This is a genomic window from Chryseobacterium oleae, assembly GCF_900115055.1.
Classification (GTDB): Bacteria; Bacteroidota; Bacteroidia; order Flavobacteriales; family Weeksellaceae; genus Chryseobacterium; species Chryseobacterium oleae.
The window spans coordinates 1,512,354-1,530,631 of sequence record NZ_FOVD01000001.1 but is presented as its reverse complement, the minus strand read 5'-3'; the positions used below and the strand labels follow the sequence as shown (position 1 = coordinate 1,530,631).

The window sequence follows — 18,278 nt, the reverse complement described above, 5'->3', positions numbered from 1 at the left end:
AATTATTGATCACCGGGTTTGAAACTTCTTTCCAGTTCGATGCTTGCGCCTTTCATTTCGCCCTGCATGGGTGGGGAAGTTTTTGTGATTTTCAATTTGATGTAAGAAATCTGAGGAAAACTTTCATGGATCTTCATCGTAATTCTTCCCGCCACATGCTCCAGTAACTTGGATTTGATAGCCATTTCCTGATGAATGATTCCGTTGATATCAGCATAGCTTATCGTATCATTCAGGTCATCCGTTTCAGCGGCCTTCCAAAGATCCGTGTGCAGTTCCGCATTTAAAATATAATAGGTGCCGATGATGTTTTCTTCGGGAAGAACCCCGTGGTACGCATATATTTTTACATCTTCAAGAAAGATCTTGCTCATTGTTCGTGATTTTTATTCAGCAAAAATCGCTTTAATTCTTCAAAATCTGCATGTATTTCTACAGTTTTTTTCTCCTTTTTCATCAGATCGTTCAGAGCTTCAGGAATGTCAATTCTGATATGCGCTGCTTTTTCCGCTGCCTCAGGGAATTTCACAGGATGAGCGGTTCCCAGAATAAACCCTTTTTTACCCGGATTTTCATTCAGATACTGTTCGAGAGATGTAAAGGCAACAGCGCTGTGAGGATCAAGGATATATCCGTACTTTTCATAAACCTCTGTTATGGTTTTCAAGGTAGATTCATCATCTACAGAATAGCCTGAGATCATGTTTTTCAGATCTTCAAACTGATGTCCGAACAGTTCAAGGATTCTGGTGAAATTGCTTGGATCTCCCACATCCATGGCATTAGACAAAGTGGCTACTGCTTTTTTAGGATGATATTCGTTGGATTTCAGATAATCCGGAACCACATCATTTTCATTACAGGCTGCAATAAAGTGTCCGGCAGGAAGTCCCCGGAAATAGGCGAGAAGTCCAGCGCAAATATTTCCAAAATTTCCGCTAGGAACACCAATCACAGGATTTGTATTTTCCTGCTGTTGCCATTGTTTTAGGGCTAATAGATAATAAATCTGCTGAGGAAGCCACCTTGCAATATTAATGGAATTGGCGGATGTCAAAAACAGTTCAGAATTAATGCTTTTATCTGAGAAAGCCTGCTTCACAAGGTTCTGGCAATCATCAAAATTTCCGTCAACTTCCAGGGCAGAGATATTTCCACCCAGTGCGGTAAGCTGTTTTTCCTGAACCGGACTTACCCTGTTTTTAGGATAAAGAATAACCACATTGATTCCTGCAACATGATGAAATCCATGAGCAACAGCTCCTCCTGTATCACCGGAAGTGGCGACCAGTACCGTTACTTTTTTATCCTGATCTTTCAGAAAATAGGAAAGGCAACGGCTCATAAATCTTGCACCGACATCTTTAAAGGCCAAAGTAGGGCCATGGAAAAGCTCCAGAACAGATATCTGCTCATTAATTTTTTTTAATGGAATATCAAAGCTGACCGTTTCAGCGGCAATTTTTTTTAATTCTTCTGAGGGAATTTCATCCCCGATAAGATCTTTCATGCATCGAAACGCAATTTCCTCATCGGAGTAGAGTTGCAGATTGGTGATGAATTCCTGATCAAACTGAGGAATCGTTTCCGGAAAAAATAATCCTTTCTGACTGCCCTGGCTTTTTATAGTGGCCGTTTTAAAATCAACGGTTTCTTGGTTGTCTTTTAAATTATAATACTTCATTGTCTTTGCTTTATTGGTTTTCATCATTAATTTCTTCAACGATCTCTATTCCCGCAGGATTTATTTTTGACACGTATACAAAACTCTCAATCTCAATTTTGTCATAGACTGATTTCATGAGCTGAGCAATTTTTTCTGCCGTTTCTTTGGTTTCTGCCAGCATAAAAATGGACGGTCCGGAACCTGAAATTCCACCACCAAGAGCTCCCGCTTCTAAACTTTTCATTTTAATTTCATCAAATTTTGGGATCAATATGCTGCGGACTGGCTCTATCAATACATCATTCAAACTGCGTCCGATCAATGGAATATCATTTTTTAGAATTCCCGCTACGAGTCCTGCGATATTTCCCCACTGTTCTACCGCGTCTTTCAGGAGAATATTTTTCTTTAGGATTTGTCGTGCATCAGAGGTTTTCACTTCAACCTGAGGATGTACAGCTGCCACAAACAAATTGGGAGTGCTCAACGGAATAATATCAATAGGAGAGGAGGATTTTACCAATGTAATACCACCATAAATACACGGTGCAATATTATCGGCATGACGAACTCCGGAAGCCAGCTCTTCCCCAAACATGGCGAAGTGAACCAGTTCCTCATCAGACAGAATATTTCCTAACAAAAGGTTGGCCCCAAAAGCGGCTCCTGCGGCACTTGCCGCACTGGAGCCGAGCCCGCTGCCCGGTTTAATATGTTTGCGAATCGTTACTTCAAAACCTTTCGTCAACTGAAAATGTTGCTGGATATTCTGCAGAACAACGCCTGCTACATTTTGAGAAGGTTCTTCCGGAAGCCCGAAATGATCCTCATGCCTGATAATGATCTCCGGGCTGTCCAGTAATTTCAGTTCCATTTCGTCGTAAGGCTCGTGGATGGCCATTCCCAGGATATCAAATCCGCAAACCAGATTAGCAACGGTGGCCGGAACTTTTATTTTTATTTTTTTCATATGATTTATTTTAAACGGATCTTATAATATCTGCAAAAACACCACTGGCCGTAACTTCAGCACCTGCACCGGCACCTTTTACCACAAGAGGCTGCTCGGAATATCTTAAAGTTTTAAAGATGACGATATTGTCCTTACCGTAAAGATGATACAAATCGCTGTCCGGAGCGGCGTGCTGCAGACCAACTTTGGCTTTTCCGTCTTTAAAATCAGCGGTGTATTTTAAAATTTTGCCGTCTTTTTGGGCATCATTCAGTAAACTTTTGAAATGATCTTCATACTCGGTAAGCTTCAGATAAAAGTTTTCCACACTTCCCTGAAGACATTCCTCGGGAAGAAAGCTTTCGTTTTCAATTTCATCAAACTGAAGCGCATATCCGGCTTCTCGGGCCAGAATTAAAATCTTGCGGGCTACATCTGTTCCTGTAAGATCCAGACGCGGATCCGGTTCTGTATAACCTTCTTTTTGCGCTTGTGCCACCACCTCAGAGAAGGTCCTGCTTCCATCATAATTATTGAAAACAAAATTTAAGGTTCCACTAAGTACCGCTTGAATAGATGTGATTTTGTCACCGCTTTTCATTAAATCATTAATGGTTCCAATCACGGGAAGTCCGGCGCCTACATTGGTTTCAAAGTAAAAATTACAGTTATGATTTCTGGCTGTTCTTTTTAATGTTTTATACTGTTCAAAATCTGAAGAGGCTGCTATTTTGTTGCAGGCTACAATGTTCACACTTCTTTTTAATAAATCTTCATACACTTCCGGGACTGATGAACTGGCGGTCACATCGATAAATACTGAGTTTCTGAGATTCCGTGAAATAATTTCGTCTGCAAATCCATGGATAGAAGCTTCCATCGCTTTATCATTCCAGCTGCTGAATTCGTTTTCAGAAATTCCGTGATCGGAAAAGTACATCTTCCGGCTGTTTGAAATTCCGGCAATTCTTAAATTGATCAAATGATTTTCCTGCAGATAACCGTTCTGTTCATAAATTTGCTGTACGAGTTTTGAACCCACATTTCCGGTTCCACAGATATAAAGGTGAACCTGTTTAATTTCCGATTCAAAGAACTCTTCGTGTAAAATATTGACGGCCTTTTTGGTGTCTTTTTCAGAAATAACAATGCTGATATTCCTTTCAGAAGATCCCTGGGCAATAGCTCTGATATTGATTCCATTATTTCCGAGACATCCGAACATTTTAGCACTAAGACCGCTTCTGTTCTTCATGTTTTCTCCAACCAGAGCAACAATTGAAAGTCCGGTTTCTATTTTTACAGGAGCCATTCTCTGCAGCTGTATATCATCTTCAAAAGCTGCATTCACCACATTTTCGGCGTGAAATACTTCTTTCTCATTTACAGCTATGGTAATAGAATGTTCCGAAGATCCCTGGGTAATGAGAATCACATTTATTTTTTCAAAACTCAGACATTGGAATAGCTTTGCAGAAATGCCCGGAATTCCTACCATTCCACTTCCTTCCAAAGTAAGAAGAGCGATATGACTCATATTCGAAACACCTGCTGCAGGCTGCTTTTCGTCTGCAGACTTATTGAGATTGTGGGAAACCAAAGTTCCATAAGCGTCCGGATCAAATGTATTTTTGATTTTAAGATCGATGTTTTTTACCATGACAGGCTGTATGGACGGTGGATAAAGAACCTTAGCCCCAAAATGTGACAATTCCATCGCTTCATGATAGGAAATCTCAGGAATAGGTTTGGCATTGGATGCCAGTCTCGGGTCTGCAGTCATCATACCGCTTACGTCAGTCCAGATCTGGAGTTCCTCAGCAGAAACAGCCGCTGCAACGATGGCTGCAGTATAATCGGAGCCACCGCGTCCTAATGTGGTAGCGTTGCCGTTTTGATCTTTAGCTATAAAACCGGGTGCAACGATGATCTGGTTTTGATGTCCGGCAATATAGTTTTTCAGATTTTCGTCTGTGGAGTCAAAATCTACCTTAGCATGAGTGAAGTTGTTGTCTGTTCTGATCAGTTCAGATGAATTCATCCAAAGACTGTCCAGTCCGCCGTAATGAAGCCTGGCTGCCATAATATTTGAAGACAGAAATTCACCATATGAAGTAATTCTGTCCCTGATTTTATCTGTGAATTCGCCCAATACAAAGATTCCGTTGTAGATATCTTCCATATCGTTACAGTGTTTTTTAACGAAGCTGAGCCAAGAACTCTGTTCTAAAACCGGGATCAGTTCTTTGACCAGTTCAAGATGTTTTTCTTCAAGATCTTTGATGATCGGGATGTAATTTTCGTCTTTAACAGCAGCATATTCCGCAGCTTTTATAAGACTATCGGTAACTCCATGAAGGGCTGAAACTACAACGATAATCCTGTTCTGTGAAGATTCTTTTTTGATAATATGTTCTGCCAGAAGAATATTTCGGGCATTGGCGACGGATGTACCGCCGAATTTTAAGACTTTCATCTACTATGTATTTGAGGTTGGGTAAAGCGAATGTTGGCTCTTTTAAAAAAAAGAGGACGGGTGCAGGAAATGATATGTGAAAATGTACCCCGCTACGGGGTAGTTGTTGTAGATGTAGTCGTTGATGTAGAAACAGAAGACAGCCCCGAAATAAGTAATTCCGGTGTAGAAATAGCTGATATGTTTCTTAGAAAGTTCATTCTTTACGGAACAAATGTACAAATTATTTTGAGATGACAATATTAATTAAGGGTATAGATTGGTGTTATTTAATTCATGACAAAGAGAAATATTTTAGATTTTAAGCTTTGTTTCTCCAGTAAAACTGCTATATTTAGGCGTTAAAATAAAACAAAATAAACATGAAAAATTTAAAGAAAATGACCCGAAAAGATTTGGGAATGATTAATGGAGCTGCTGCCAACTGTAAAAGCTGCCCTAGAGGCGGATTTGGTCCTGGTGGTTCTGCAGCAGGCTATACCTACTCATGTGAGGATTACTATGAACTTGTTACGGCAAGCTGCAGTACCTGTGTTCTTGTTAGCTCGGCGTGTTTTCAATAATCGGAATATAAAAGGAATTCAAGAGACTGTCTGAAAAGGCAGTCTTTTTTTATGCAGAATAACGGTAATCACCCAAAACGGATCACTTACTCAATATTTAGCTACACCTGTTAATTCTGGTTTTGTTTTGAAATCTGTACGTTTCATATTTGTTTAACATATCAATAAGATGTGAAAAATTAATACATACAGTAATTAAAACTCAGAATATTATGAAAAAATTTAAAAAATTGACCAGAGAAGAATTAAAAACAGTGGCGGGTGCTGGGATTGATTGTGGCCCGTTTCCATGTGTCTGCATTTACACTCATTATTGGTGTGAATATTCAAAAAAATGTATTCCCAAAGGAATTTATTGTGGAAAAATTCCGGTAGAAATCGGGGCTTAATTGACGTGAAATATAATTCAACAGATCATTATGAAAAATATAAAGAAACTTTCAAGAGAAGAGCTGAAAACCGTGAAGGGAGCAGCTGGAATTGATGGTCCTACTTACATCTATTGCGGAAAAGGCCGTAAATGGTGTGAAAAAGGAAAGACGTGCATTTCTGCCGCAGCGAACTGCAATGATTTTGTAGTTCCCGGAGAAGGAGGAGGATGGTAAGATCTTAAGAAAACACATTAAAATACATTCAATATGAAAAACCTGAAAAAACTTTCGAGAGAAGAAAAAAGTAAGATCAGCGGTGGCTTTACTGAGTTTCAAATCGAAACCTGTGGCGGTGCTGCTTATGTATGTTTCCGTGGAGGTGGTGCGTGGGGATGCTGGAGAACACCCGGCGGAACCTGTTATCCTCCGATGGTGTAGCTGGCCTTAACCTGGCCTAAGAAAATGACGATTAAAGAAGTTCGAGGATGGAAGATGGAGGCTGGAAGTTACTATCAGATGTTCATTTTTAACAGATAATGGTTTGAAAATTAATAAAGTTGCGTTGTGGTGCTGCTTTTAACTTCCTTCTTACAACTTCAGGCTTCTGGACATCATTATATCAATCTCAAAAAAAATATTATGAAAAAATTATCAAAAGAACAATTGAAAAACATCAACGGTGCTGCTTGCCCCGGAGGATGTCCTTACCCTGCAGGAACTACTTTTGGACCTCCGGGATCCGGTGCTACCCGCAGCTGTCAACAGTATAATGCTATGAGCGACTGCTGTAAAGGGCAGTATATCGTACATATGGGTTGTGTAGGGCTTATTGTTAACTAATCCGGACTTAAAGAGCAGAGATGAAAGACGTTTCTTCGATGATTAATTATGGGGATTTAAAAATAGAAGTAACGAAACTGAGGTCAATACTTTCCTCCGGCTTTTACATCTCTCATCTCCGCTCTTTTATTTTCCTTTCCTAACTTATTGATTTTTAAAAGTTAATATTTCATTGTATAGGGATAAAATACTATATTTAGTAGATCAAAATAAATAAAATGAAAAATCTGAAAAAATTAAACAGGGGAAATTTGAAATCCATTAACGGAGGAAATGGCTGTTTCGAAAACTGTCCTCCGGGACCTTATGGACCGGGACCGGATTATCCAAGAACATGCGATGATTTTCACGCTTTACCGGAATGCTGTAAATTAAGGGTAAAGGTGGATTATTTATGCTCCGGACCGTTATAAAAAAAGCACTGTTTAAGAATGGTGTTTTTTTTCTTTTAAAAGGACTGTTCAGATGTCTGTATTTTAAGAATTTTAAATTTTTTAAAACTTGTATATCACCTATATGAGACAAAATTATTATATTTAAAATTCTAAAAAATTAAAATTATTATGAAAAATTTAAAGAAATTAACAAGAAAGGAATTGGGGAAAGTAAACGGAGCAGCTGGGCCTTCAAGATGTTCAGGATGTCCTCAAGATGCTACTTTTGGAGATGGCCCTGGATATAAATACCCATGTTCAGCGTATCAGGGACTTCCGGATCACTGTAAAATGTGTGTCCTTGTAAGTATGGAGTGTGTCAATCCTGAACCATAAAAAAAAGAGGTACTGTTTGCTATATTTAGGAAACAGTACCTTTTATTATTTAATTCTGATTATTTAATACTTTTAGAAAGATCCAGCATCGCTTCGATAGGTTTAAGAGCTTTTAAACGAAGCTCTTCGTCGATAAGAATTTCCGGAAGTTCGTATTTCATACACAAATACAGTTTCTCCATGGTATTACGCTTCATGTAGAAACATTCCGAACAGTTACAACTTTCATCAAAAACCAGAGCCGGAATCAGTTCTTTGTGCGGTGCACGTTTTCTCATTTCGTGAAGAATTCCTTCCTCAGTAGCAATGATGAATTTCTGACAGTCGTCTTTTTCAACAAAATTTAACAGGGCAGAAGTTGAGCCGATGAAGTGAGCCAGTTTCAGAACTGCTTCTTCACTTTCAGGGTGTGCGATCATTTTCGCATCCGGATTTTCAGCCAGCTGCTGGGCAATTCGCTCCATAGAAAATGCTTCGTGTACGATACAGCTTCCATCCCAAAGGATCATATCACGACCGGTTTTTTTAGAAAGATATCTTCCTAAGTTTTTATCCGGTGCAAAAATAATAGGTCTGTCCTTTGGTAAAGCTTCAATCACTGTTTCCGCATTTGAGCTGGTCACGATGATATCACTTTCTGCTTTGGTTTCAGCATTACAATTGATGTACGTGGCGATCAGGGCATTCGGGTGCTGCTCACGCATTTTCCTAAGGCCTTCTCCTGAACATCCGTCTGCCAGAGAGCATCCTGCCATCGTATCCGGAAGAACTACTTTTTTAGTCGGGTTCAGAATTTTAGCGGCTTCAGCCATGAAATGTACTCCGCAGAATACGATCATGTCTGCATTGGTATCTTTGGCCTGTCTGGCCAGCTGTAAAGAATCTCCAAGGAAATCCGCAATATCCTGAATTTCTCCCGGCTGGTAATAATGGGCAAGGATCACCGCATTTTTTTCTTCTTTAAGCTTAAGAATAGCTTTCACTAATTCTTCTCCTTGAGGAATCGCTATATCTTTTATATCCAGAAATCCTCTTACGGGAATCGCAGATTTAGCTTTTTCTAATGTTTCGGTACTCATATCAACCTCAATTTTTTGATTATAGAAGTTAGAATTTAGAAATTAGAAGTTAGAGTTTCGATGTGACTTAAATGGGTATAACGGCACAACTAACTTCTAATTTCTAGCTTCTAGTTTCTTTCTATAAAATTTTTTATTAAACTTTCTATTTCTTTTTTTGCTTCATCAAGATCGGTATTGATTACGATCCTGTCAAACTCTTTCGCATAGGTCATTTCTTCTCCGGCCTTTGCTACTCGGGTTTTGATGGTTTCTGCATCATCTGTGTTTCTGGAGATCAATCTTCGTTCCAATTCTTCTATGGAAGGCGGTTCAATGAAAATAGACAAGGCTTTTTCTCCAAAATATTTTTTTAAAGAAATTCCTCCTTTTACGTCCACATCAAAGATCACCACTTTTCCCTGATTCCAGATCTTTTCCACTTCAGATTTTAAAGTACCGTAATATTTGTCAGTATACACTTCTTCATATTCTACAAAAGCATCTTCTGCTATTTTCTGTCTGAATTCATCAGGACTTAAAAAATGATAGTCCACGGCATGAGCTTCACTTCCTCTCGGCTGTCTTGTCGTGCATGAGATAGAAAATGCGAGTTCAGGAAATGTTTCCAGAGAATGTCTTACTAATGTAGTTTTTCCGCTTCCAGACGGTGCTGAAAATATGATTACTTTATCCATTTTTTTAGTTATGAATGATGAGTTATGAATGATGAGTTATTGGAATTACGCAAAAAAGTAACTCATAACTCATCACTGACAACTTATAACTTTTACAAAACGTTTAACGTCTGTTCTTTAATTTTTTCCAAATCATCTTTCATCATGACCACCAGTTTCTGGATTTCTGCATGATTGGCTTTTGACCCTAAAGTATTGATCTCTCTTCCGATTTCCTGAGAAATAAAACCAAGTTTTTTTCCGTTGAAATCTTCATTGTCCATTACTTCTTTGTAGTATTTCAAATGCTGGGTAAGTCTTACTTTTTCCTCAGCAATGTCAAGTTTTTCTGTGAAATAGGCCATTTCCTGATAGAAACGGGTCTCATCTACATTTTCAAACTCTTTTAAAGATTTCTGATAACGTTCTTTTACCGCAATGATTCTTTCTTCCTCAAAAGGAATAACTTCTGAAAGGTATTTGTCAATATTCTGAATATTTCTTTCCAGCTCTTCGTGTAAGATACCTCCTTCCGTTTTTCTGAATTCCATGAAACGGTCTACCGATGCGTGAACGATTTTTGCCAGAGCTTCCCATTCACCCTCCGTAAGTTCGTCAGGTCTTGAAGAAATCGCATCAGGAAGTCTTACTGCCATTTTCAGGTACTCAAAGTCTGGTCCGTCTGAAGCGATGTTACGAAGCTCATTCATATAAGAGTCAATTAAACTCCTGTTGATTTTCACATCGTTTGTCTCTTCCAGGTTCTCCAGATTGATGTAGCAGTCTACCTTTCCACGGATAATTCTGTCGTTAAGAATTTTTCTGATCTCGAATTCCTTTTCTTTATAACGTAAAGGAACTTTAATATTTAAATCAAAGCTTTTGCTGTTCAAGGATTTAATATCTATTGAGATCTTTTTCCCTTCAAAAACACCCTCGGCTCTGCCGAATCCGGTCATTGATAAAATCATAGTTTTTTATTGTTGTACAAAGATAAACATTTAAATTAGCACTGTGAAATCGCAGTGATCCGTAATATACAATCACCCATGAAGATTAAGATTCCATATGACCATTAAAAAGAATAAATAACCTGCATATGAAAAAATTGATTTCTGTTGTAGGCCCTACCGGAATAGGTAAAACGAGACTGGCCATTGATCTGGCCAACCATTTCAATACGGAAGTTGTTTCCTGCGATTCCCGTCAGTTTTTTAAAGAAATGAAAATCGGTACTGCATCACCTTCAGACGAAGAATTGGCGCAGGCACCTCATCATTTTATTGGTAATCTTTCGGTTCAGGAGTATTATTCTATCGGGCAGTATGAGGAAGATGCTTTAAAAAAACTCAATGAACTTTTTGTAAATCATGACACCGTCATTTTGGTGGGTGGAAGCATGATGTATGAAAAGGCAGTGATTGAGGGATTAAATGATCTTCCAGAAGCAGATGAAAACAATCAGAAAAAATTACAGGAAATCCTTGATACGGAAGGAATCGAAAAACTTCAGCAGATCCTTAAAGAACTCGATCCTGAGTATTTTGAAATAGTAGATTTTCACAATCACCGAAGACTTTTACGCGCTATTGATGTGATCTGGCAGACGGATAAAAAATATTCCGAACAGATTGCTGTTTCCCAGAACTCCAGAGATTTCACTGTGATCCGTATCGGAATTGAAGCTCCGAGAGAAGAATTGTATGACAGGATCAACAGAAGGGTAGATATCATGATGGAGAACGGTCTTCTGGCTGAGGCAGAAAGTTTAGAGGAATTTAAAGATCTTACCGCATTGAAAACAGTGGGATATTCCGAACTGTTCAAATATTTTGATGGGGAATGGGAACTTGATTTTGCTGTTTCCGAGATCAAAAAAAACAGCCGCAGATATGCAAAACGCCAACTGACATGGTACAGAAAGGCGGATGATATTCACTATCTGTCATTGGGATATTCACAGGAAGATTTTGATCATTTAATTGAATTTATTTCCATCTCAAATCAATAGAAAATTCATTCTATTTTTTAAATAATATCAATTTATAAAAAGTTTTATCGTTTTTTTTTATTTAAATTGGGCTTGAAAATAGCACAATTTCCAAACGCAGTTTAAATCAATTGGATTATGAAAAAACTAATTATATCGGGTTTGATACCTCTGATGATCTTCACAAGCTGTGAAAGAGCTTCCAGCCAGGAAATCCAAAACGAGAATATTAAAAATAATGCTCAGAATACTGAAAACCCATTAGGCATTCCTCTCCCTTCAGAAATCAGCAGTACAGAAACAGTATGCATTCTGCTGCGTCATGCAGAGAAAGAAAATGTAGGAACTGATCCTGATCTTTCCAGTACCGGTAAGCTGAGAGCAGAAGAATTGAAACGTTTGCTGGGAAATGTTCATGTAGATAATATTTATACTACCGCCTACAATCGGACACGTCAAACAGCCATTCCACTGGCAGAGAGTAAAGGAATTGTTATTAAAGAATATGCGCCGGCTGCTACTTTTGCTGCCACTCAATTATTTATCAACAATATTCTTGCACAAAATCAGGGAAAAGTTGTTGTCATTGTCGGCCATTCCAATACAGTTCCTGAAATGGTAAAAGTGTTGAGTAATAATACGTTGAATGTGACCATCAGTGAGACCCAGTTTGATAATATATTTATTACGAAAAACTCTGCATCAGCGGGATCGGTGTTTGCTGTTCAAAAAAAGTTTGGACAAAGTACACCATAAAACCTGAACTCTACTAAAAAAATGCGGTCCCTGAAAAGAGACCGCACTAAAAACAATATAATTAAATTTACTACTTCCAACCGCCGCCAAGCGCTCTGTAAAGATCTACAATGCTGCTCAGTCTCTGTCTTTTTACAGACGCAAGATTCAGTTCAGCCTGCAGAGAATTTCCCTGAGCTGTAATCACTTCTAAGTAATTGGCCATACCGCCTTTGTAAAGCATTTCTGCACTTTTTATCCCGTTTTTCAATGTGGTTACCTGATCTGTAGCTTTCTGTTCCTGAACTTTTAAACTTTCATTCGAAACCAAAGCATCAGAAACTTCACCCACTGCATTTAAAACAGACTGGCGGAAAGCCAGCACGTTTTTCTCTCTCTGGATTTTAGCTACATTCAGATCCGTTTTCAATTGTCTCTTCTGGAAAATAGGCTGAGTAATCCCGCCCAGTACAGATCCAAACAATGAAGCCGGAATCTGGAACCAGTTATCAATTTTAAATGAATTCACACCACCATTAGCTGTAATTTTCAAAGCAGGATACATATTCGCCTGAGCAATTCCTACCATTGAATTGGATTCCAACAGAACCAGTTCCTGCTGACGGACATCCGGACGACGGCTTACCATCGCTGCAGGAAGACCCGTTGAAATAGTCTGTGGAAGGGAAGTATCAGACATCTCAATCGTTCTGTTCACTTTGTTTGGATTTTCACCCACAAGAATACTTAAAGCATTTTCCTGGATCGCAATATTTTGCTCCAACTGAGTGATCAGAAGTTCTGTAGACTGCTTCTGAGCTGTTGCCTGCTGAACCCCTAAAGAAGTCGTATCTCCGCTTTGCCACATTTTTTCAGTAATGGAAAGGGTATTGGTGCTTAATTCCAAATTGGATTTTGCGATCTGAATCTGTTTGTCAAGCATCAATAAATTGTAATATCCCTGTGCAATCGCTGCTACAACCTGTGTCTGAACAGCTTTTGTCGCTTCATAAGTCTGCAGATACTGCATTCTTGAAACTTCCTGCTGGTTTTTAATTTTCCCCCAGATGTCAGCTTCCCATGAAAGGTTGAAGGCTGCATTATAATCCTCAACATGGCTCTGGCCTAAAAATGAATTTAAGCTTTTCCCGTTCATGCTGTTTTCAGAAGGCTTTGAAATTTGCGCTGAAACCGCAAAACCTACATCTGGATACTGAAGAAATTTGGCTTGTTTCAGTTTCTCCTGTGAAGAAGCTACCTGTTTTAAAGCAATCTGAAGATCATAGTTATTTTTAATTCCTTTTTCAATCAAATCCTGTAAAATAGGATCGCTGAAAAACTGTTTCCATTCCAGGTTGGCAATACTGGCTGTATCAGCAGTAGCCGTGTACTGGAACTTTTCCGGAAGCTGAAGGTCAGGTTCGGTATATGCCAGTTTGGACACACACGACACCGCGCCTAAAGCTAATATAAGGGTTAAGATAAAATTCTTAATTCTTTTCATAGTTTTAAATAGACTTTTAGTTGAATACAAAACTTTGAGCGGTTTTGTAAAGCAAAGAGGTCTTTAGTAGGAGAGTACTCTGCTTTTTTTGTGATATTAGTTTGAATAGTTGCTTCTCTATGGGGCTCAAAGTTTTGTATTTCAATATATATTAATGAGCTGTGGTTAGAAGTTCTTCTTCCAATTTCTGTCTTTGAAGTCTTTTATTTTTTCTGCTCGGCATTTTTTCATGCAGATACTGGAAAATCACATACATCACCGGGATGATGAAAATCCCGAATATCACTCCTGTAAGCATTCCTCCTACGGTACTGTACCCGATAGAGTGGTTACCTTTGGCTGAAGCACCCTGCGTCCATACCAATGGAAGCATTCCCACGATAAAGGCGAAAGAGGTCATCAGGATCGGTCTCAAACGTAGTCTTGAAGCCTGCAGTGCAGATTCGATCAGGCTTTTACCTGCTTTTCTTCTCTGAACGGCAAATTCTACAATCAGGATGGCATTTTTAGCCAATAGCCCTACGAGCATGATTAATCCCACCTGAACGTAAATATTATTATCAATTCCGGCTAATCCTGTGAATGCAAATACTCCGAATATTCCTGTAGGAATGGTAAGAATAATGGCAAACGGAAGGATGTAGCTTTCATACTGAGCTGCTAACAAAAAGTACACAAACAGGATACTTAAAAGGAAGACAAATACTGTCTGACCGCCTGTTTTGATCTCTTCACGGGTGATTCCCGTCCATTCGTAACCATAACCTCTAGGAAGTGACTGTTTCGCAACTTCTTCTACCGCTTTGATGGCGTCTCCGGTACTATATCCAGGTTTTGGAGTTCCGTTGATCGTTACTGCGTTGAACAGGTTGTTTCTTGTTACCGTTTCAGGTCCGAAAGTTCTTTTTAAGGTGACCAGTGTTTTCGCCGGAACCATTTCACCTGATTTATTTTTCACATAAATCCCTTCCAGAGAATTGATATCCGTACGATAAGGAATATCAGCCTGAGCCATTACTCTGTAGTATTTCCCAAATCTGTTGAAATCTGAAACGAAACTACTTCCGTAATAGATCTGCATCGTCTGCATCAGTTCCGTGATAGAAACACCCAGTTGATTGGCTTTGTCAGCATCTACATCAATTGTATACTGAGGATTTCCTGCGGCATACGTTGTGAAAGCAAATGCAATCTCCGGACGTTTCATCAGCTCCCCGATGAAGGCCTGAGTTGTTGTTCCCAATTGCTCAAAAGAACTGTTTGTTTTATCCTGAAGCATAAACTCAAAACCGGAAACGTTACCAAATCCCTGTACGGTTGGGAAGTTGAAGAAGAACGCGTTCGCATCTTTTACCTGGCTTACTTTTCCTGTCAGAGCAGCTGCGATCTGGTCCGGATCTTTCATCTCGCCACGTTTATCATAATCTTTAAGTTTAATGAAACCTGCAGAATAAGGAGAAGCGTTGGCATTACTGATAAAGTTCATTCCATCTGCTACCCAAAGGTGGTTGGTGGCTTTTTCACCGTTGATGATCTTATCGATCTGTGCGGTAGCTCTGTGGGTTCTTTCCAGTGAACTTCCCGGAGGCGTGTTAACTGCATAAAGAACGAATCCCTGGTCTTCAGTAGGAATAAATCCTGACGGTGCTTTTTTAATTAAGAAAACACTTGCAGCAGTAATAACTACTAATCCTCCTATCGCAACCCATTTATTTTTAATCAAAAATTTAAGGCTGTAGATATATTTTCGGGTCATATTATTAAAGGCCACATTGAATGCGTTGAAGAATCTTGCTCCAAAACCTTTTTTATGACCATGTTCCCCATGTTCTCCCTGAGGATCATTTAAGAACATCGCACATAAAGCCGGGCTTAATGTTAAGGCGTTCACCGCAGAAATCAGGATGGCAATCACAAGAGTAAAGGCAAACTGTCTGTAGAAAACTCCCGCAGGACCCTGCATGAAACCTACCGGAATAAATACGGCACACATCACCAAAGTAATGGAGATAATCGCCCCGGAAATTTCACTCATAGAGTTTGTCGTTGCCTGGTCTACCGGCATTCCTGTCTGTTCCATTTTTGAATGGACGGCTTCCACCACAACGATGGCATCATCCACCACAATCCCGATGGCGAGCACCAATGCAAACAAGGTAAGCATGTTGATACTGAATCCAAACAGCTGAAGGAAGAAGAAGGTTCCGATAATCGCAACCGGTACCGCAATAGCCGGGATCAATGTTGATCTGAAATCCTGAAGGAAAATATACACTACAATAAATACCAGGATAAATGCAATCACCAAAGTTTCAACAACCTGATGGATAGACGCATCCAGGAAATCCTTGGAATTGTACATGATGATCGGCTCAACTCCTTTTGGAAGGGTAGTTTTCATCTGATCAACCTGTTTTTCAATTTCAGTTAAGATTTCATTCGCGTTGGAACCTGCAGTCTGAAGAATCGCAAATCCTGCAACCGGTTTTCCATCTACTCTGTTGGTCGCTGTATAGGTATAAGAACCGAATTCTACTCTCGCTACGTCTTTTAATCGTAAGAATGATCCGTCATTGTTCGCTTTGATGGCGATATTTTCGTAATCTTCATCCTTGCTCAGTTTTCCTTTGTATTTAAGGATATACTCGTAGGTTTCTTTACTTCCCTGGCCCAAACGTCCCGGAGCAGCTTCAAGGTTGTGATCTTTAACTGCTGCAAGTACTTCCTGTGGAGAAAGATTGTTGGCTGCCAGTCTGTCCGGCTTCAGCCAGAGTCTCATGGAATAATCTCTCGTTCCGAAAACCTGTGCTTGTGCAACTCCCGGAATACGCTGTATTTGTGGAATTACGTTGATCTTAAGGTAATTCTGTAAGAAAAGTTCATCATATTGTTTCGGATCATCACTGCTCAGTCCCATGAACATAATCATACTGTTCTGAACTTTCTGTGTGGAAATCCCCGCCTGTACCACTTCCTGAGGAAGCTGGCTCATCGCTTTCGATACCCTGTTCTGTACGTTTACTGCAGCATTATCGGCATCAGCTCCCTGTTTGAAATAAACACTCAGGGTCATAGTACCGTCATTACTGGAGTTGGAGGTCATATAGGTCATATTCTCCACTCCGTTCACTGCTTCTTCAATAGGGGTGGCTACCGAACGGGCAACTACCTCAGCATTAGCTCCAGGATAGAAAGCCGTTACCTGAACGCTCGGTGGAGCAATATCGGGAAAGAGGGCAATCGGTAAATTAAAGAGGGACAGCGCCCCCAATAATAGGAGTATTATGGAGATGACCGTTGAAAGTACCGGTCTTTCTATAAATTGTTTTAACATAAGAAGTTTATTTTTTTAAGTCTTCTGTATTCGGAATAGATTACAAAGGTCTGGCTCTCAATAAGCTGTCGGAAGAGATTGCTTTTGGCTTTACAGAAGCACCATCCTTCAACGCTCCGATTCCGGTGTACACGATTTTTTCTCCCGGAGCAACTCCTTCAGAAATAAAGTAGTAGTTTTCTGTTTTTCCTGAGACTTTAATCGGCTTGCTGGTTACTTTGTTGTCTTTTCCTAAGATGTACACATAGGTTTTGTCCTGAATTTCAAAAGTAGATTCCTGTGGAATGATCAGGGCATTGGAAAGCATCTGAGGCATACGCACTCTTCCTGTATTTCCGGTTCTTAAAGCTCCCTGCGCATTAGGGAAAACCGCGCGAACGCTGATGGCTCCTGTAGTTTTGTCAAACTGACCGTCTACAATGCTCATTTTTCCTTTTTGAGGGTAAATGCTGTTATCTGCGATCACCAGATCTACCATTGGCATATTCTTCAGCTTTTCATCTAAAGTAGCTCCCGGATATTTCTTCTGAAATGCGATGAAATCCAGTTCGCTTAAAGAGAAGTAAGCATAAATTTCGCTGATATCCGACAGTAAAGTCAATGGATTAACATCAGTTCTTGAGATCAGACTTCCTTTTTTATAAGGAATTCTTCCGATATATCCGCTTACCGGTGCTGTGATCGTTGTAAATCCTACATTGATCCTTGCGTTTCCTACTGAAGCTCTGGCCTGTGATGAAGCGGCAACGGCAGCAGCATAATTGGCTTTTGCGGTTTTAAGCTGTACGTCAGAAACTACTTTTGCTGCTACTAACGGCTGAAGTCTGTCAACTTCCACTTTAGCCTTTTCAATATTGGCATTGGCAGCCTGAAGATTGGCCTGCGCCATATTCACCTGCTCGCCATACGCTCTTGAATCTATTTTAAATAATGGCTGTCCGGCTCTTACGTAAGAACCTTCTTCCACATAGATTCTGTCCAAGTATCCGTCTACCTGAGATCTGATCTCTACATTGTTTTTACCTTCCAGTGCGGTAGGAAATTCCTGATATGTTGTCGCTGGAGATGTGATCACGGTGTAAACCGGAAGTTCCGGAGCAGGCGGTGCTGCATTGGAACCTTCTGCTGCTTGGGTACAGTTCTGCAAAAGGATAATACTTGATATAAGTACGATAAACCTTATTTTTCCAGGTATTTTCATTGTGGGTTTAATTTTTTTAATGAAGTGTTAGATTTAAGTAATAGTGTTTTTTAAATTAATTCTGATATATTTCCTAACGGTGTTAATATTAAGTTCAAAAAAAATTTCAGAATTTTTAATAAAGGAGTCAGATCGTCATTT

20 protein-coding genes are annotated in these 18,278 nt (G+C 39.6%); 10 read left to right on the top strand and 10 right to left on the bottom strand.

The annotated features are described in order from the left end of the window. Positions 1-2: 2 nt before the first annotated feature. From folB to thrA, 4 genes are read right to left on the bottom strand one after another with little or no spacing between them, the layout of a single operon-like run. Positions 3-374, bottom strand: coding sequence for a dihydroneopterin aldolase (gene folB, locus BM143_RS06935; RefSeq protein WP_034723678.1), 372 nt, complete (start codon positions 372-374; stop codon positions 3-5). Continuing rightward, entirely contained in the window at positions 371-1,684 is a 1,314-nt protein-coding gene (gene thrC, locus BM143_RS06930; protein ID WP_090023902.1) for a threonine synthase, read from the bottom strand. The genes folB and thrC overlap by 4 nt, the downstream gene beginning before the upstream one ends. 10 nt (positions 1,685-1,694) lie before the next feature. After that, positions 1,695-2,636, bottom strand: a complete 942-nt coding sequence (locus tag BM143_RS06925) for a homoserine kinase (RefSeq protein ID WP_090023807.1) — start codon at positions 2,634-2,636, stop codon at positions 1,695-1,697. Between the two features lie 10 nt (positions 2,637-2,646). Next, complete coding sequence (thrA, locus tag BM143_RS06920; protein ID WP_090023806.1) at positions 2,647-5,094, bottom strand: bifunctional aspartate kinase/homoserine dehydrogenase I; 2,448 nt, start codon at positions 5,092-5,094, stop codon at positions 2,647-2,649. Between the two features lie 60 nt (positions 5,095-5,154). On the opposite strand from thrA, the gene BM143_RS23935 reads away from it, so the two are divergent. The 8 genes from BM143_RS23935 (at position 5,155) to BM143_RS06890 (ending at position 7,638) form a co-directional block, all read left to right on the top strand. Further along, on the top strand, positions 5,155-5,331 hold the full coding sequence (locus BM143_RS23935; protein ID WP_167375249.1) for a hypothetical protein: 177 nt from the start codon (positions 5,155-5,157) through the stop codon (positions 5,329-5,331). Between the two features lie 125 nt (positions 5,332-5,456). Continuing rightward, positions 5,457-5,657, top strand: coding sequence for a hypothetical protein (locus BM143_RS06910; protein WP_139222005.1), 201 nt, complete (start codon positions 5,457-5,459; stop codon positions 5,655-5,657). 212 nt (positions 5,658-5,869) lie between these two features. After that, entirely contained in the window at positions 5,870-6,046 is a 177-nt protein-coding gene (locus BM143_RS23930; RefSeq protein ID WP_167375248.1) for a bacteriocin-like protein, read from the top strand. Positions 6,047-6,076: 30 nt separating this feature from the next. Continuing rightward, positions 6,077-6,262: a bacteriocin-like protein gene (locus BM143_RS06905; protein ID WP_090023803.1), complete on the top strand. Its 186-nt coding sequence runs from the start codon at positions 6,077-6,079 to the stop codon at positions 6,260-6,262. Between the two features lie 33 nt (positions 6,263-6,295). Further along, complete coding sequence (locus tag BM143_RS23925) at positions 6,296-6,466, top strand: bacteriocin-like protein (protein ID WP_156122751.1); 171 nt, start codon at positions 6,296-6,298, stop codon at positions 6,464-6,466. A gap of 201 nt (positions 6,467-6,667) precedes the next feature. Next, a complete protein-coding gene (locus BM143_RS06900) occupies positions 6,668-6,868 on the top strand; it encodes a bacteriocin-like protein (RefSeq protein ID WP_139222004.1) in 201 nt (66 codons plus the stop codon). A 218-nt stretch (positions 6,869-7,086) separates the two neighbouring features. After that, positions 7,087-7,281 carry a bacteriocin-like protein gene (locus tag BM143_RS06895; RefSeq protein ID WP_090023801.1) on the top strand — a complete coding sequence of 65 codons (195 nt, stop codon included), beginning with the start codon at positions 7,087-7,089 and terminating at the stop codon, positions 7,279-7,281. Positions 7,282-7,431: 150 nt separating this feature from the next. Further along, the gene (locus BM143_RS06890) at positions 7,432-7,638 is read left to right on the top strand and encodes a bacteriocin-like protein (protein ID WP_090023800.1); all 207 of its coding nucleotides are present in this window, start codon (positions 7,432-7,434) and stop codon (positions 7,636-7,638) included. Between the two features lie 59 nt (positions 7,639-7,697). Here the strand turns inward: BM143_RS06890 and nadA are convergent, their stop codons facing one another. The 3 genes from nadA to BM143_RS06875 form a co-directional block, all read right to left on the bottom strand. Further along, positions 7,698-8,717 carry a quinolinate synthase NadA gene (gene nadA / locus BM143_RS06885; RefSeq protein ID WP_090023799.1) on the bottom strand — a complete coding sequence of 340 codons (1,020 nt, stop codon included), beginning with the start codon at positions 8,715-8,717 and terminating at the stop codon, positions 7,698-7,700. A 110-nt stretch (positions 8,718-8,827) separates the two neighbouring features. After that, the gene (gene gmk, locus BM143_RS06880; protein WP_090023798.1) at positions 8,828-9,394 is read right to left on the bottom strand and encodes a guanylate kinase; all 567 of its coding nucleotides are present in this window, start codon (positions 9,392-9,394) and stop codon (positions 8,828-8,830) included. 92 nt (positions 9,395-9,486) lie between these two features. Continuing rightward, positions 9,487-10,344 (bottom strand): YicC family protein, encoded by an 858-nt coding sequence (locus BM143_RS06875; protein ID WP_047452121.1) that lies wholly within the window; start codon positions 10,342-10,344, stop codon positions 9,487-9,489. A gap of 128 nt (positions 10,345-10,472) precedes the next feature. On the opposite strand from BM143_RS06875, the gene miaA reads away from it, so the two are divergent. Together miaA and BM143_RS06865 are read left to right on the top strand one after the other, a co-directional pair. Beyond that, the gene (miaA, locus tag BM143_RS06870) at positions 10,473-11,384 is read left to right on the top strand and encodes a tRNA (adenosine(37)-N6)-dimethylallyltransferase MiaA (protein WP_090023797.1); all 912 of its coding nucleotides are present in this window, start codon (positions 10,473-10,475) and stop codon (positions 11,382-11,384) included. Between the two features lie 117 nt (positions 11,385-11,501). Further along, the gene (locus BM143_RS06865) at positions 11,502-12,119 is read left to right on the top strand and encodes a SixA phosphatase family protein (RefSeq protein WP_090023796.1); all 618 of its coding nucleotides are present in this window, start codon (positions 11,502-11,504) and stop codon (positions 12,117-12,119) included. 70 nt (positions 12,120-12,189) lie between these two features. Here BM143_RS06865 and BM143_RS06860 read toward each other — a convergent pair whose 3' ends face one another. From BM143_RS06860 to BM143_RS06850, 3 genes are all read right to left on the bottom strand, one after another. Further along, the gene (locus BM143_RS06860) at positions 12,190-13,602 is read right to left on the bottom strand and encodes an efflux transporter outer membrane subunit (protein ID WP_034723702.1); all 1,413 of its coding nucleotides are present in this window, start codon (positions 13,600-13,602) and stop codon (positions 12,190-12,192) included. 151 nt (positions 13,603-13,753) lie between these two features. After that, positions 13,754-16,936 (bottom strand): efflux RND transporter permease subunit, encoded by a 3,183-nt coding sequence (locus BM143_RS06855; protein ID WP_090023795.1) that lies wholly within the window; start codon positions 16,934-16,936, stop codon positions 13,754-13,756. A gap of 40 nt (positions 16,937-16,976) precedes the next feature. Next, complete coding sequence (locus tag BM143_RS06850) at positions 16,977-18,137, bottom strand: efflux RND transporter periplasmic adaptor subunit (RefSeq protein ID WP_090023794.1); 1,161 nt, start codon at positions 18,135-18,137, stop codon at positions 16,977-16,979. Positions 18,138-18,278 lie beyond the last annotated feature (141 nt).